This window comes from Mucilaginibacter sp. A3364 (genome assembly GCF_059690715.1).
The window spans coordinates 75,027-91,038 of record NZ_JCAWED010000002.1; the positions used below are offsets into that span (position 1 = coordinate 75,027).

At 44.2% G+C, this 16,012-nt stretch carries 16 protein-coding genes; 9 read left to right on the forward strand and 7 right to left on the reverse strand.

Annotated features, from left to right (window positions below; translation table 11 throughout):
• Positions 1-198: 198 nt before the first annotated feature.
• The 3 genes from AC59JT_RS12995 (at position 199) to AC59JT_RS13005 (ending at position 3,966) form a co-directional block, all read left to right on the forward strand.
• The gene (locus tag AC59JT_RS12995) at positions 199-768 is read left to right on the forward strand and encodes an RNA polymerase sigma factor (RefSeq protein WP_497399541.1); all 570 of its coding nucleotides are present in this window, start codon (positions 199-201) and stop codon (positions 766-768) included.
• Between the two features lie 205 nt (positions 769-973).
• Positions 974-3,250 (forward strand): GH92 family glycosyl hydrolase, encoded by a 2,277-nt coding sequence (locus AC59JT_RS13000; protein ID WP_497399543.1) that lies wholly within the window; start codon positions 974-976, stop codon positions 3,248-3,250.
• A gap of 218 nt (positions 3,251-3,468) precedes the next feature.
• A complete protein-coding gene (locus tag AC59JT_RS13005) occupies positions 3,469-3,966 on the forward strand; it encodes a DUF3347 domain-containing protein (RefSeq protein ID WP_497399545.1) in 498 nt (165 codons plus the stop codon).
• 104 nt (positions 3,967-4,070) lie between these two features.
• Here AC59JT_RS13005 and AC59JT_RS13010 read toward each other — a convergent pair whose 3' ends face one another.
• Complete coding sequence (locus tag AC59JT_RS13010; protein ID WP_497399547.1) at positions 4,071-4,424, reverse strand: HesB/IscA family protein; 354 nt, start codon at positions 4,422-4,424, stop codon at positions 4,071-4,073.
• Between the two features lie 93 nt (positions 4,425-4,517).
• On the opposite strand from AC59JT_RS13010, the gene AC59JT_RS13015 reads away from it, so the two are divergent.
• From AC59JT_RS13015 to AC59JT_RS13035, 5 genes are all read left to right on the forward strand, one after another.
• Entirely contained in the window at positions 4,518-5,042 is a 525-nt protein-coding gene (locus AC59JT_RS13015; protein WP_497399549.1) for a DUF7935 family protein, read from the forward strand.
• 11 nt (positions 5,043-5,053) lie between these two features.
• Positions 5,054-6,598, forward strand: a complete 1,545-nt coding sequence (locus tag AC59JT_RS13020) for an acyl-CoA mutase large subunit family protein (protein WP_497399551.1) — start codon at positions 5,054-5,056, stop codon at positions 6,596-6,598.
• A 367-nt stretch (positions 6,599-6,965) separates the two neighbouring features.
• A complete protein-coding gene (gene dnaA / locus AC59JT_RS13025; RefSeq protein ID WP_497399553.1) occupies positions 6,966-8,393 on the forward strand; it encodes a chromosomal replication initiator protein DnaA in 1,428 nt (475 codons plus the stop codon).
• A 171-nt stretch (positions 8,394-8,564) separates the two neighbouring features.
• Positions 8,565-9,392: a hypothetical protein gene (locus tag AC59JT_RS13030; RefSeq protein WP_497399555.1), complete on the forward strand. Its 828-nt coding sequence runs from the start codon at positions 8,565-8,567 to the stop codon at positions 9,390-9,392.
• 23 nt (positions 9,393-9,415) lie between these two features.
• Complete coding sequence (locus AC59JT_RS13035) at positions 9,416-9,874, forward strand: nuclear transport factor 2 family protein (protein WP_497399557.1); 459 nt, start codon at positions 9,416-9,418, stop codon at positions 9,872-9,874.
• A gap of 106 nt (positions 9,875-9,980) precedes the next feature.
• Here AC59JT_RS13035 and AC59JT_RS13040 read toward each other — a convergent pair whose 3' ends face one another.
• The 4 genes from AC59JT_RS13040 to AC59JT_RS13055 all read right to left on the reverse strand — a co-directional run bounded on the left by AC59JT_RS13040 (position 9,981) and on the right by AC59JT_RS13055 (position 12,627).
• Positions 9,981-10,535, reverse strand: a complete 555-nt coding sequence (locus AC59JT_RS13040; RefSeq protein ID WP_497399559.1) for an NUDIX hydrolase — start codon at positions 10,533-10,535, stop codon at positions 9,981-9,983.
• 162 nt (positions 10,536-10,697) lie between these two features.
• Positions 10,698-11,501 (reverse strand): TPM domain-containing protein, encoded by an 804-nt coding sequence (locus AC59JT_RS13045; protein WP_497399560.1) that lies wholly within the window; start codon positions 11,499-11,501, stop codon positions 10,698-10,700.
• 10 nt (positions 11,502-11,511) lie between these two features.
• Positions 11,512-11,943 (reverse strand): TPM domain-containing protein, encoded by a 432-nt coding sequence (locus AC59JT_RS13050; RefSeq protein ID WP_497399562.1) that lies wholly within the window; start codon positions 11,941-11,943, stop codon positions 11,512-11,514.
• Between the two features lie 105 nt (positions 11,944-12,048).
• On the reverse strand, positions 12,049-12,627 hold the full coding sequence (locus AC59JT_RS13055) for a LemA family protein (protein WP_497399564.1): 579 nt from the start codon (positions 12,625-12,627) through the stop codon (positions 12,049-12,051).
• Positions 12,628-12,836: 209 nt separating this feature from the next.
• Between AC59JT_RS13055 and AC59JT_RS13060 the strand changes: the two genes are divergently transcribed.
• Positions 12,837-14,078, forward strand: coding sequence for an ABC transporter permease (locus AC59JT_RS13060; protein ID WP_497399566.1), 1,242 nt, complete (start codon positions 12,837-12,839; stop codon positions 14,076-14,078).
• A gap of 128 nt (positions 14,079-14,206) precedes the next feature.
• On the opposite strand, the gene AC59JT_RS13065 is transcribed toward AC59JT_RS13060, so the two are convergent.
• The gene (locus AC59JT_RS13065) at positions 14,207-14,956 is read right to left on the reverse strand and encodes a tyrosine-protein phosphatase (RefSeq protein WP_497399568.1); all 750 of its coding nucleotides are present in this window, start codon (positions 14,954-14,956) and stop codon (positions 14,207-14,209) included.
• On the reverse strand, positions 14,956-16,008 hold the full coding sequence (gene rfbB, locus AC59JT_RS13070) for a dTDP-glucose 4,6-dehydratase (protein ID WP_497399570.1): 1,053 nt from the start codon (positions 16,006-16,008) through the stop codon (positions 14,956-14,958). Before rfbB ends, AC59JT_RS13065 begins: the two co-directional genes overlap by 1 nt.
• Between the last annotated feature and the right edge of the window lie 4 nt (positions 16,009-16,012).

The following is a 16,012-nucleotide window of genomic DNA, read 5'->3' on the forward strand; positions in this document are numbered from 1 at the left end:
ATACATCAGTTTTTTTACAGTTATCAGGCTGTGATGATAAAGCGTTCGCACCATCTACGAAAGCGTTCGCACACGTACGGTAACTGTACGTTATCGTACAGTTGAACGAGTGTGATAAATTTTATTTCATTGAATATCAATTACTTATAAAAAAGGCCAAGTTTTGGCATAGGTGGTAATGATCAATAAAATAAAACAATGACAACATCAATCGACACCCGCTTACAAGAATTATTTGAAGGTTGCTTAAACAACAACCGCAAACAACAGGAAGCATTTTATAAACTGCTTGCCCCAAAAATGCTTGCCGTGTGCATGCGTTATGCTAACGATAAAGATACCGCGCAGGATATTTTGCAGGATGGCTTTGTGAAAGTATTTAAAAACATGCGCAACTATCGCGGCGAAGGCAGCATGGAAGGCTGGGTGCGCCGCATTATGGTACACAGCGCCATATCGCACTACCGTAAAGCAAGCCGTATGGTTTTGGTGGATGATTTTACCGAAAGCGGCCTGAGCGCCGGCAGCAGCTACAACGCCAACAACCTGGAAGCTACCGAACTGATGCGTTTGGTTAACCAGTTACCTGACACCTACCGCAGCATATTTAATATGTATGCAATTGACGGCTACTCGCACAAAGAGATCGGCCAGAATTTGAATATTTCTGAATTGTTATCGCGCACCAACCTGAGCCGCGCCCGTACTATATTGCGTAATAAGCTAAGCCAGTTAGAGCCGATGGAGCAGTATTGCATGGCTGGGTAATGTTGTTTTGTTTTTATTGATCGAATCTCTAACCTTTTTGTCATTTCGACCAACGGGAGAAATCCTATACGCCTAGCTACTCTTCGCTTGTACAAGATTTCTCCCGTTGGTCGAAATGACATCTGTTTTTATAACGCCTCCCAACTAATCACTAGTCAACTAATCACTATTTAACTATATTTGGCTACTGATCAATTTATTTTTCATGAAGAAATTATTTACAGCCTTTATGGTGCTTGGGGCATTGGGAGCCCAGGCGCAAAACCTTGTTAAGTATGTTAAGCCCATTGTGGGTACCGAGCGTATGGGCCATACGTTCCCGGGTGCTACGTCGCCGTTTGGTATGGTGCAGCTTAGTCCCGAGACTGATACTGCCAGCTACGAAAAAGATGGCAAATACAATCCCGATGTATATAAATATTGCGCGGGATACCAGTATGAAGATAAAACCATTGTAGGTTTTAGCCATACCCATTTTAGCGGCACCGGCCACTCAGATCTGGGTGATTTTTTGGTGATGCCTACTGTTGGCGCTTTAAAGCTAAACCCGGGCAAGGCTGATGTTCCGCATAGCGGCTACCGTTCGCCATTCTCGCACGCTAACGAAGTGAGCGAGGCTAACTACTACAAAGTAAAGCTGGACGAGCATAATATCCTGGCGGAGATGACCACCACCACCCGCGTGGGCATTCACCAGTATACATTTCCAAAATCAGATAACGCGCATATAGTGTTGGATCTGATGTCGGGCATTTACAATTATCCTGACAAAAATGTGCAGACCTACCTGCATGTAATTAATGATACTTTGGTTACCGGCTACCGCATCACCAATGGCTGGGCGCGTAACCGCACGCAGTATTTCGCCATGACTTTTTCTAAACCTTTCATCGCGCATGGTTCGGCAAATTATTCGGGCAAAACGGTGTATCGTGGGTTCTGGGGTAAATTCAATCAAAACAAAAATTTCCCTGATGTAGTTGGCCGTCAATTACGCGCCTATTTTGATTTTAAAACCGAAGAAGGTGAAAAGATCAAGATCAAAATGGCGCTATCTCCGGTAAGTATGGATGGCGCTTTAGCCAACCTACGTGCCGAGGCGAAAGGCTGGGATTTTGAGAAATTTAAACGTGATGGCCAGGCTAACTGGGAGAAAGAACTGGACAAGATCACGATAGAAGGTGATCAAACCACCAAAGAGAACTTCTACACCGCGATGTACCATACCCTGATCAACCCTACAATTTATACCGATGTTGACGGGCGTTACAAAGGCCTTGACCAAAACGTGCACAAAGCGGATGGTTTTATTAATTATACCACGTTTAGCTTGTGGGATACCTTCCACGCGCTGCACCCACTGTTCAACATCATCGAGCCTAAGCGTAATGCCGATATGGTACGCTCGATGATGGCTCATTATGAGCAGAGTCCGCAGGGTATGTTGCCTATCTGGTCAAACTCGGCTAACGAGAACTGGTGTATGAGCGGCTATCACAGCGTATCTGTAGTGGCCGACGCCGTTATTAAAGGCAATTACCCTTATGATGCCAACGCGGCACTTGATGCTTGCGTGGCTACCGCCAAAAAACGCGATTACTCGGGCATTGGTTATTATATGGATATGGGCTACATCCCGGCAGAGAAAGATGGTGTTTCGGTATCATCAACCCTGGAGTATGCTTATGACGATTGGGCAATAGCACAAATGGCGAAAAAATTAAACCGTACCGATGTGTATAACGAGTTTAGCAAACGCGCCATGAACTATAAAAATGTGTACAACCCGGCTACAGGCTTTATGCACCCTAAAAATATGGATGGCACTTTCCGCAAAAACTTCGATCCATTAACTACCATTAACCAGGGTTTTATTGAGGGCAATGCCTGGAACTTTACGCTGTTTGTTCCGCAGGACCCTGCAGGCTTGATCAAACTGATGGGCGGTAACAAACGTTTTGTGCGTTACATGGATAGCCTGTTTACGTTTAATCTGCCGGATAAATATTTCGAAGAAACTGAAGACATTACCCGCGACGGTATCATCGGCAACTATGTACACGGTAACGAACCATCGCACCACGTGGCTTACCTGTATAACTGGACCGACCAGCCGTGGAAAACCCAGGAGCGCATCCGCATGATCATTCCGCGTATGTACAAACCAACTTCCGACGGTTTGGGTGGCAATGACGATACCGGCCAGATGAGCGCCTGGTACATTTTCAGCTCGATAGGTTTTTACCCTGTGGCACCGGGATCTGACGAGTACGCTATTGGCAGCCCGGTAGTAAACAACGCCATTATTAATCTGGCTGATGGTAAAAAATTCACCATCAAAGTAAATAACCAGGGACCAAAAAACGTATATATCCAAAAAATGTTACTGAACGGCAAACCGCTAACCACTTACTTCCTGAAACATGAAGATTTGATGAAAGGCGGCGAGTTGACTTTCTTTATGGGGTCGAAACATAAATAATCTTTTAGACATTTATAATAACAAGGCCCGCTGAGTCATCAGCGGGCCTTGTTATTTCGCGACACGTCATCGCGAGCGAGGAACGAGCATGCCGATCCCCGACTGATAAATCGCACGTTTACATAACTCAAGGGATTACTACGCTCGTTCCTCGCTCGTAATGACGTGTGGAGATTTCCCACAATAAATCCTACCTTAGTACAGTTAATAATACCATCATGAAAACTATCAAAACAATCCTACTATCATTTATACTTACGGCAGCGTTTACGGGCGTTAAAGCACAAACCGCGGCTATTAATAAAGTACTTACGTCGTACATAGAAGTTAAAAACTCACTGTTTGCCGATAACAGCAAAGGTGCAGCCACACGCGCTAAAACTTTAAACGCCGATATTAAGGCGGTATCAGCTACAAGCCTTAGCACTGCCGAAAAAACGGCCTGGGCAGCGGTAAGCGATAAACTGGCAACCGACAGCAAACACATCAGCGAATCAACCTCTATTGATCATCAGCGCGAGCATTTTGCAAGCCTGTCAAAAAACTTGTTAGCCGTAGTAAAAGATACCAAAGCCAATGCCGCTACTGTTTATGTACAGTATTGCCCTATGAAAAAAGAATCATGGTTAAGCGCCGAAAAGGATATTGAAAACCCTTACTATGGCAGCGCGATGGGTAGCTGCGGTTCGGTGAAGGAAACTTTGAAGGGGAAATAGAGTCAAGATTTTTAAAAACAAAAGAGCCGGAAGAAAAATTCTCCCGGCTCTTTTTATATCTGTCAAACCAACCGTCTTGACTCTTGGTTCTCGATTCTTGACTCTTAAACTGAGAACGAAGTTCCGCAGCCGCAGGTTTTAGCAGCATTTGGGTTATCAAAGGTAAAACCGCGGGCATTAAGGCCGTCCTGGAAATTGATCTCCATACCCATCAGGTACATACCGTGGGCTTTGTGCATAAATACGCGCAGGCCTTCGATGATGAATTCCTGGTCGCCGTCCTTTTTCTGGTCGAAACCCAACACGTAGCTCATACCCGAGCAGCCGCCACCTTCAACACCAATGCGCAGACCAAAGTCTTCACCAATCTCTTGCTGATCGCGTAGTTTATACAATTCTTTAACGGCACCTTCTGTTAAGGTTACCGGTGCAGGCATAGTTTCAACGGCTGTACTCATCTTATTTTTAATTATTATATGTACAAATATAAGCTAAAATGCGGATTTTTGTTTAAGGCCTATTATTTATGACCTGCGTTTAACATTATTATTATGGTTGAAATACTATTAGATATATTTAAATATACCATTGCCGGCCTGGGCGTAGTTTGGGCTGCCTTTTACCTGGCCAAACCCTATCTCGATCGGGCGGAGAACATACAGCTGCTCGAATTTAAAAAGAGCATCAACGCCCAAACCCTTCCGCTACGCTTACAGGCTTATGAGCGGGTGGTATTATATATAGAGCGAATTAACCCGGCCAACATTCTGCTGCGCTTAAACGCGCCCGGCATTAGCGCCGCCGAGTTACATGCGTTAATAATAAACGAGGTGCGTAACGAGTACCAGCATAACGTTACGCAGCAAATTTATGTAAGCACCCGCGCATGGGGCGTGGTTAAGCAATTAAAAAATGATACCCTGAGCGTTACCAATAATGCTATTAAAGCGCTACCCGATGATGCCACCGGCCTTGAACTGGGCAAAACCATACTGGCTCATTTAACCAAAGTTGATATTAACCCTTATGATGCCGGAGCCGAGTTGATCCGTGCGGACCTGGAAGATCTGTTTTAACACTATATATAATGGGCAAAAAGGTAACCACCACATCAGGCATCGAGATCAAAGAAGTTTACACCGAACCTTCGGCGATGAACGAACAGCCCGGTGAGTTTCCGTACACCCGGGGTATTCAGAAAGACATGTACCGCGGCAAGCCCTGGACCATGCGGCAATATGCCGGTTTCTCCACCGCCGAAGAATCAAACAAACGTTACCATTATTTATTAAGTCAGGGCACTATGGGGCTTTCGGTTGCTTTTGACCTACCCACCCAGATAGGTTATGACAGCGACCACGATCTGGCCGATGGCGAAGTTGGCAAAGTAGGTGTAGCTATTGACTCGTTAAAGGATATCGAGATCCTGTTTGATGGGATAAAACTGCAGGACATCACCACCTCCATGACCATAAACGCCACCGCCCCTGTCCTGCTGGCTATGTATATCGCTCTGGCAAAAAAACAGGGGGCAGATCTAACCCAACTTTCAGGCACGGTACAGAACGATATATTAAAAGAGTACGCCGCCCGCGGTACCTACATCTACCCGCCTGCCGCGTCCATGCGTTTGATAACCGATGTGTTTGAATATTGCAGCAAGGAAGTGCCCAAGTGGAACACTATATCTATATCAGGCTATCATATCCGCGAAGCGGGATCTACCGCCGTGCAGGAGCTGGCTTTTACACTTGCGAATGGCAAAGCTTATTTAAAAGCGGCGCTGGAAAAAGGTTTAGATATAAATGTGTTCGGCAAGCGGCTTTCGTTCTTCTTTAATTGCCATAATAACTTTTTTGAGGAGATAGCCAAGTTCAGGGCCGCGCGGCGGATGTGGGCTAATATTGCCAAAGACTTGGGCGCTACCGACGCATTGGCGCAAAAACTGCGCTTCCATACACAAACCGGTGGATCAACCCTAACGGCCCAGCAACCTATGAATAATATTGTGCGTACCACTACCCAGGCTTTAGCTGCGGTTTTAGGCGGCACACAATCATTACATACCAATGGTTATGACGAGGCTTTATCCCTACCCACCGAAGCGGCTGCTAAAATAGCCCTGCGTACCCAGCAGATCATCGCTTTTGAAAGCGGCGCCACGGATACTGTGGACCCACTGGCAGGCTCATACTTTATAGAAGCACTGACTGACGATTTGGAAAAAGCTGCCTTATTATATATAGATAAGATAGATGCGATGGGCGGCGCCGTAAAAGCCATTGAGCAGGACTACATGCAACAGGAAATAGCCGACGCGGCCTATCAGTACCAAACCGATGTTGAAAGTGGCGAACAAATTATTGTGGGCGTAAATAAATTTACCGAGAAAGAGGCCCGTATTAATAATGTGTTTAGAGTGGACGACAGTATTCGCCTGGGGCAAACAGAAAAGCTGGCGGCGCTGAAAGCCGAACGTGATAACATCGCGGTAGCAAAAACTTTAAAAAACCTCAAAGAGGCCGCGGCCGGAACCGTCAATTTGATGCCTTATATATTAACATGTGTTGAAAGCTACGCCACCCTTGGCGAGGTTGCCGATACCCTTCGCGAAGTTTTTGGAGAATATTAATTTTTATCGCGCAGAAAACGCGTCTTTAAAACTCCCGAAAGTTGTTAACATCGCCTAAAACACATTTAACAACGTCTTAACATTTTGGTGAAAAAGGGCGTCACAATTCATACAAAAGTGGCCTGAAGTGACTGAAACGCAAGGTTTAATATGATGCGGGTTATAACACTTATCAGCCCCTGCAAAATGTAAGTTTTTTTGTTGAAAAACTTACAAGCCAAATGCATTTTTTTTGAAAATATATTTTAAGAAAAATTTGAAATACTCTTTTTTAAGTCGGTTTTTTTCCGAATATTCGATGTTCCGTAGCCACCCCAATTAATGTGCGCTTGAGGGGTTGGAAATCAATATTTTACTAAATCTATATATGGAAAAAACTTGTACTAACGTTTGGAATAGCTGCCTTCAAATTATAAAAGACAACATACCAGCGCAAAGCTTTAAAACTTGGTTTGAACCAATAAAAGCATTGCGTATGGAGGGTAGCGTTCTGACCATACAAGTGCCTAGCTTATTCTTTTACGAGTGGTTGGAAGAACACTATGTTCAGCTACTGCGTAAAACAATTAAAAAACAATTGGGTGATGACGGCCGTTTGGAATATAACATCGTTGTCGAACAATCGTCGGCTAGTAAACCATATACTACCAATATGCCCTCAAACGGAAATGGCGCCGAGTCAAAAAATCAGTCTATGCCTATCCCTATTGCTATCAATAAGGATATAAAGAACCCGTTTGTAATACCGGGACTGAAAAAACTGAACGTTGACCCGCAACTTAACCGCAACTATACTTTCGAAAGCTTTGTGGAAGGTGATTGCAACCGTTTGGCCCGCTCGGCAGGATATGCTGTGGCTGCTAAACCGGGTGGCACTTCGTTTAATCCATTAATGATATATGGCGGTGTTGGTTTAGGCAAAACCCACCTGGCACAAGCCATAGGTAACGAAATTAAACGCTCGTTGCCGGATAAACTGGTACTTTATGTATCGTGCGAGAAATTTACACAGCAATTTGTTGATGCCTTAAAGCATAATAACATCAACGATTTTGTGAACTTTTACCAGGCCATTGATGTACTGATCATGGACGACGTGCACAACTTTGCCGGTAAAGAAAAAACACAGGATTTCTTCTTCCATATCTTTAATCACCTGCATCAATCAGGCAAACAGCTGATCATTACATCAGATAAAGCACCTAAAGATCTGGCCGGTTTAGAAGAACGCTTGTTATCAAGGTTTAAATGGGGGCTATCTGCAGACTTGCAGGTGCCTGACCTGGAAACCCGTATGGCTATCCTGAAAAATAAAACTTACCAGGATGGTATTGACCTGGGCGATGACGTGATTGAATACGTTGCGCACAACATTGATAACAACGTGCGTGAGTTGGAAGGCGCCATGGTGTCATTGCTGGCACAGTCAACCCTTAACCGTAAGGAGATAGACCTGAACCTGGCCAAGCAAATGCTGAAAAACTTTGTAAAAAACTCATCGAAAGAAATTTCGATGGAATACATACAAAACCTGGTTTGCGAGTATTTTGAAGTGCCTATTGATATGGTAAAATCACAAACCCGCAAACGCGAGATTGTGCAGGCCCGTCAGATATCAATGTACCTGGCCAAGGCGCATACTAAAAGTTCATTAAAATCAATCGGCCACTTCTTTGGCGGCCGCGACCACTCAACCGTAATTTACGCTTGCCAAACTGTTGAGGACTTAATTGATACCGATAAGAAATTTAAAGGCTACGTGGCCGATATTCAGAAAAAACTAAAAATGTCGTAAACCAGCATTTTCGATAAAATTTAAAGACGCTAACGGCGTCTTTTTTTGTGCCTTTATATTTCTTATTTGCATGCGTGCGCACAGGTAACAATTGTTAAATACTGTTAAGCCGGCGCTATAATTAAAAATTTAGTTATAGCTTTAATTCTTATAAAACCAGCTTTTAGTGCTATGAAGAAATGGTTACACGCGCTTATTGCGCTACTTACCACAACCCCGCTTTTTGCCCAAAAGATCAATTTAAAAATTGGTGAGGAGTTTGCCATTGAAGCTAGCAATAAAAGCATGGTTAACAGCGCCGGCAAGTTATCCGTACACCAACAGTATAACCAGTTTCAGTTTAAACTGCTTAGTGCTGACGCTGATGGCTACAAACTACAATGCGTATTACTGAGAAGTAGTGTAAACTATACCAGCACAAAAGGCAAAGCCCGTTTTGTTTCCACGTTTAATTCAGACAGTTTGCAGGATGTTAAAGTAAACTCAAGCGCAGCATTTATGCCGCTCGTTTTTCTGCAAAAACCCTTTACTATTGTTTTAAGCCCGGTCGGCAAATTGCTTAAAATGGAAGGTTTTGATGATCAGGTTACCGAAGCCGCAAAGCGATGGAAGTTATCCGCAGCAACTTTAAGCGATTTTGAAACTTACGTGCGAACGGATGCTTTCACTATCATCCGCGAAATGTTTTTTGAGCTGCCCGAAAAGCGCATTTCCTACCAATACGAGTGGACCGACCGTAATGGCATTAATTGTAAAGTGGTGGGCATACGTGGGGCTTTGCTGGATATTGCTACAAGTACTCCCGACAAAATCCTGCAAGGCAGCTACCTGCTAAATGAGACTACAGGTTTACTAGAGGCTGTTACCACTAAATCAAAAGACAACACCACAACTACAGATTACAGCCAGAAACTAAGCTATGGCAAGCACCAGGGCAGCAAAATTGATGCAGCCTGGATAGACAAGATCATGCTTACAAGTTCGTATGCGCAGCATTAATTCAATTATGCTTATTTTAGGGTATGAAAAAACTTATTGCCCCGATCCTAATGTTTGCCATCAGCACATCTGCTTTCGCTCAGCAATCGGCAACCGATGCTATTAAGCAAACCGTAAACAATATGTTTAACGCTATGCGTAAAAGCGACAGCGCTTTATTACGCAGTACCTTTGCCAGGGGCATAGTGTTTCATAGCGTTGACACTAAAAAAGACGGCACAACAGTATTGGTTAACGAGAACCCCGATGATTTTATAAAAATGGTTGGCACGCCACATAAGGGGATTTACGATGAACGCATCACCTTTCAGGATATTAAAATTGATGGCGACCTGGCCAGCGTTTGGGCACCTTACAAGTTTTACGTTGATGATAAATTTAACCACTGCGGCGTTGACGTTTTTCAATTGATGAAGACCGCGGCCGGCTGGAAGATCATTTACGTGGTAGATACAAGACGGAAAGATAATTGTGTGGAGTAACTTAAAACTCCTGTCATTTCGAGCATAGCGAGAAATCTATATAAAAGCTAAGCCGCGGAACACCTATCCGTGTATAGCTCTCTCCCTTTGGTCGAGATGACATGCTTTAATATTTTATCTCCCCCAGCCTTATCAATGCGTAAAACAAACTTGTACAATGTAAAGCCTGGGCTATTTTATTATCCAATAATAGTTGCTTCACTTCCGCGATGGTATATTCTTCTACAATCAGTTCTTCATGCTCATCCAAAGCCTGCTCCTGCACTTTTATACCGCCGGTTGCCAAGTAGCAAAAAGTTTGATTGGTAGATGTGGCCGGGTTACCGTATATGGTGGTAATCAACTCCATCGTATCAAATTTATAACCGGTTTCTTCCAGTAGTTCGCGGCGCATAGCTTCAATTGGTTCTTCGTCGCCGTCTACAACACCACCGGGAATCTCTAAGGAAACTATACCCGCCGCATGGCGGTATTGGGTCACCATAAGCACCGTATTCTCTGCGGTTATCGCAACCGCATTTACCCAGTTCGGATACTCCAACACATAATAATCTTCCTTAATACGGCCATCAGGCATTTCACAGCGGTCAGTCCGTAAAGTGGCCCAGGGGCCTTTGTGTAAGTAAGTTGTTTCAAGAACTTTCCAGGTTAAATCGCTCATTACGCGCTGTTGATTTATGATTAATTGATTACATGGATTTGCTGGGCAAGTTAGCCTTAAATAACAAAGGTGGCAAGATAAAATCAAGCCACCTTTGTTATTTTATGATGGAGTGTCGCAAAGCGACGACTAATCTCTGATCAACAAATCTCTAATCACTAACTACCAGCTCCCGCTTGAGCCGCCGCCACCGAAGCTACCGCCGCCAAAACCACCGAAGCCACCGCCGCCGGAGCCGCTGCCACCGCCGCTAAATCCGCCCCAGCTACCACCGCCTCCGCGATTACCGCCGCTAAGCATCGAGCCCGCCAACAACCACCAAAACGGATCGGCACTTCCGCGGCTTCCAATAACACGACCGCCACCGCCACCACCGCCTTTGCGCGAGATGATAAATAATATAACTATTACTATCACCACTACTAAGCCAATGGGAGCGCCTTTATCTTTGCTTTTGCTTTTTTTAGCGGGCTGCTTTTCGGCTTTGTACTCGCCGCGCATGTATTTAATAATATCGTCGGTACCTGCGTCAAGACCACCGTAAAAGTCGCCGGCTTTAAAGCGTGGGTTCATATCGTTTACACGTATCTGGCGGGTAATAATATCAGGTAAGGCACCTTCGGCACCGTAGCCGGTTGCAATGGCCAGCTTGCGGTCGTCCTTAGCCACCAATACCAGGATACCGTTGTTGGTGCCTTTTTGGCCAATACCCCAGGCACGGCCCAGGCCTACGCTGTAATCGTCAATATCATATTCACCCAATGATCGCATCATCACCACAGCTATCTGGGTTGATGACGTATCGCTAAAAGCAACCAACTTATCTTCCAGTCGCTGCTTTTCATCAGCCGAAAGCGTGTTGGTATAATCGGTAACCAGTGTACTTGATTTAGGCGGATACTCCTGAGCAAAAACGCCAAGACCGCTTAGCAATAAACCAAATACTATAATGAGTTTTTTAAACATGGGTTTCTATTTATTCGCCATCCATAAACGCTATATCATCGGGCAGCTCATTTTTGTCATCATCTCCGTAAGGGAAAAATGCTTTAAGCTTTTCGCCGGCACGCTGTACACCTATAGTAATACCTTCTACCAGGTCGCCATTTTTAAAATGGTTAAGCATTTCATACTTGGTATCGTCCCAAAAATCAACTGGCACCAGTTTGTTGATTCCGGCATCGCCAATTATGGCAAACTTATGATCAACCGTAGCCAGGTAAATAAGCACACCGTTGCGCAGCTTGGTTTTATCCATATTTAACTGGTAAAAGTATTGGGCAGCCCTGTCAAGCACCTCGGCGCTACAGGTTTTTTCAATACAAACCCTTATCTCGCCCGATGTATTTTTCTCGGCCGCTACTACCGCTTCGCGAATGCGACTTTGCTCGTCTTCAGTAAATGACATGGAATTAATGATTGAATGAGTAAATGAGTGATTGAGCGAATGTTGAGTTTTGAACAAGCGACATGATCATTCACTCATTCAAAACTCACTCATTCCTTCATTAAATTAAAATTCCACCTTCGGTGCTTTATCGGCACCAGCTTCGGCCTGGAAGTAACCTTTTTCGGCAAAGCCGAACATTTTGGCTGTTAAGTTAGCCGGGAACTTACGAATTTTGGTATTGTAAGCCTGCACAGCATCGTTAAAATCTTTACGGGCTACGGTAATGCGGTTCTCTGTACCTTCAATTTGCGCTTGCAGGCCCAGGAAGTTTTCGTTTGATTTTAGGGTAGGATAGTTTTCTGTAACTACCATCAGTTTACCCAAAGCGGTGCTTAACTGGCCTTGCGCATCCTGAAACTGTTTGATAGATTCGGGCGTTAACTTAGCCGGATCAACCTGTATAGAAGTGGCTTTAGCTCTTGCCTCTACAACTGCGGTTAAGGTGCTTTTTTCAAAATTAGCAGCACCTTTTACAGTAGCAACCAGGTTAGGTATCAAATCTGTACGGCGTTGGTATTGCGTTTGTACGGCGCCCCATTTGCCTTTAACATCTTCGTCCATTTGCACTATACTGTTATAGCTGCATGAGCTTAGAGACATAGTGGCAACAATTAAAAATATTGCTGTAAGTAGCTTTTTCATTTCTTTTTCTGTTTTATGTTTATTTAGGATTTAGATTACAAAGCGCATACCGTTGTTACAAAACGTATATATAATGCCATTTTGGCAATGTTGTTTTGTAAATATAACTAAAAGATGATTGCAGTCGATATTATTAAATGTTAACCTATTGAAGTGTAACAAAGCAGCTTTACGATAGTCTTACCCATAAGTTTTTTATATTTATACCCATGGCGGTAAAAACATCCCTACGCGAAAATATAGCTATAGCATTACAATCTATAGGTGGCAACAGGTTACGCACATCGCTTACCTCGTTAATTATAGCTATCGGCATTATGGCCCTGGTAGGCATACTTACCGCGGTTGAAGGCATTAAGCAATTCACTACCGACGCGTTTTCGCGCCTGGGCGCTAATTCATTCACCATACAAAACAGGGGATCGGGGGTAAACTTCGGCCGTGGCGGTAAACGAAAAATATATCCGGCGGTACGCTATGACCAGGCTCAACGTTTTAAAGAAAAATTTAAGCTTCCGGCTGTTATTGCTATAAATCTTGATGTTTCGGGCACCGCGATAGCAAAATATGGGAACGAAAAAACCAACCCTACCACGCGTGTAGCAGGCTCAAACGAAAACTACATTGCTACCAATGGCTATAAGCTGGCCCTGGGCCGAAACTTTTCGGCATCAGAACTGGAGCATGGCGCCAACGTAGTTATTATTGGCGACGAAATAAAAACCCAGTTGTTTAAAAAAGCCGACCCGATAAACAAACCCATATTTGTAGGCAACAGCAAATTTAAGGTTATCGGCGTGTTTGCGTCCAAAGGATCGGCCGCCGGTTTTGGTGGCGACAGGCTTTGCCTCATCACTATATTAAAAGCCAAACAAATATCGGCTGTTGCTAATCCTTCCTTTTCTATAAACGTAATGGTGGATAGCCCCGGTGCCCTGGATGCCAGTATTGGCGAGGCCACTTCCCTTTTCAGAAATGTGCGCGGTTTGAATGTTGTTCAGCCAGATAATTTTGAGATAACGCGCAGCGATTCTATGCAACAACAATTGTCAGAGCAGATGGGTATAATGACTAAGGCCGGCTTCGGCATAGGCCTGATCACGCTTATTGGCGCTGCCATTGGCTTAATGAACATTATGCTGGTATCGGTAACCGAACGTACCCGCGAAATAGGCCTGCGTAAATCAATCGGTGCTACCCCGGCCATTATACGTAAACAATTTTTAATAGAAGCTATTGTAATATGTATCATTGGCGGTATTGCCGGCATTATACTGGGGATGGCTGTAGGCAACCTTATTGCTGTGCAAATAAGCGGTAAATTTGTTATACCATGGTTATGGCTTTTATCGGCCATAGCACTTTGTACCCTCATCGGCCTTATATCGGGCTATTACCCGGCAAAGAAAGCATCCCGGCTTGACCCGGTTGAGGCTTTAAGATATGAGTAGAGTCAAGAATCAAGAGCCCAGAATCAAGACTTTGCATACACAACAACAAGGCCGGGAAAGCAAACTTTCCCGGCCTTGTTTATAAATTTTATCTTGACTCTTGGTTCTCGACTCTTGGCTCTAAAACCCTACTTCAACATGATATTCTTCAGCGGATAATCAACCAATAATTTATGGAGATACGGGCTTCGCAGGGCATCCTTAAACGCATCGGCATGGCGCAGGTGGTGCATATCGCTTGATATAAAATCGATGATCTGCAGGTCTACCATTTGCTCGGCACGTCGTTTTACATCGCGACCATAGTAACCTGTTAGTGCTATAGTGTTTAACTGAATATTACAACCCCAGCTACGTAAATAGATCATATCATCGGTAGTCATATACAAATAACGCTCGGGGTGGGCTAAAATTGGTTTATAGCCCATTTCCAGCATTTTTTGTATAACCGGAAAGGCGTTAGGCGGGCCACTTATAAACGGATATTCGAACAGCACATAACCACCCTCCATAACCATTAACCTGTCCTCGTTAACACGCTTCTCAAAAGTTTCATCAAAAAAGTGCTCGGCAGCGGCAGCAACCGGTATGTCAATGCCCTCTTTTATTAATTCGGCTTTTAATAGCTCAAGCGCGCCGTTAATGGTTTCGGGGGTATTTTTATAAAAGTCGATCATGATGTGTGGGGTAGCGATGATCTTTTTTATGCCCAAAGCCATCATGCGCCTTACCAACTCAATTGATTCCTCTACATTTTGCGCACCATCATCAATACCCGGCAAAACATGCGAGTGCATATCTACCATTATACCCTCATAATTTAAGGATGGCAGTTCTTCTTTTACTTCTTCTTTTTTCTTTTTAAAAAGACCAAACATTATCTGTCAGTATATTGCTCAGCGTAATATTGCTGGTAGTGGCCCGATGTTACATCAGTCAACCATTCTTCGTTAGCCAGGTACCAGTCAACCGTTTTTTCTAAACCCTCTTCAAAAGTAATGCTAGGCACCCAACCCAAATCGGCTTTAAGTTTACCGGCATCAATAGCATACCGCAGGTCATGACCTGCACGATCGGTAACAAAGGTTATTAATTTTGCCGATTCGCCTTCGGCCCTGTTCAGCTTTTTATCCATAATAGCGCACAGGGTTTTTATCAGGTCGATATTTTTCCACTCGTTATGGCCGCCAATGTTATAGGTTGAACCTGTTTTGGCATTGTGAAATATCACATCAATAGCACGGGCGTGATCTTCAACCCACAGCCAGTCGCGTATGTTCTCGCCTTTGCCATACACGGGCACCGGCTTTTGCTGTTTAATGTTGTGGATAGCCAGTGGGATCAGTTTCTCGGGGAAGTGATACGAGCCGTAGTTATTTGAGCAGTTTGATATAATGCAATCCATACCATAGGTATCCTGGTAAGCGCGTACAAAGTGATCTGAGCTTGCTTTTGATGCCGAATAGGGCGAATGCGGATCGTATGCCGTTTCTTCGGTAAACATGCCATCTTCACCCAAAGTGCCATAAACCTCATCGGTTGATACGTGGTAAAAACGTTTGCTATTATACTGGCCTTTCCAGCTTTCGCGGGCGGCATTTAGCAAGTTTACTGTCCCCACCACATTGGTCATCACAAACTCCAGCGGGTTGGTTATTGAACGGTCAACATGCGACTCGGCAGCCAAATGAATGATCGCATCGGGCTGTTCATCGGCAAATAGCTTGCTAATAAACGATAGGTCAACAATATCGCCTTTTACAAATTTGTAGTTAGGCTCGTTCTCAATATCCTTTAAATTGGCCAAGTTACCGGCGTAGGTAAGTTTATCTAAATTAATAATGGTGTATTGCGGGTAAGTACGCACAAACCTGCGCACCACATGCGAGCCTATAAAACCGGCACCACCAGTTATTATTATTTTCTTCATAGCG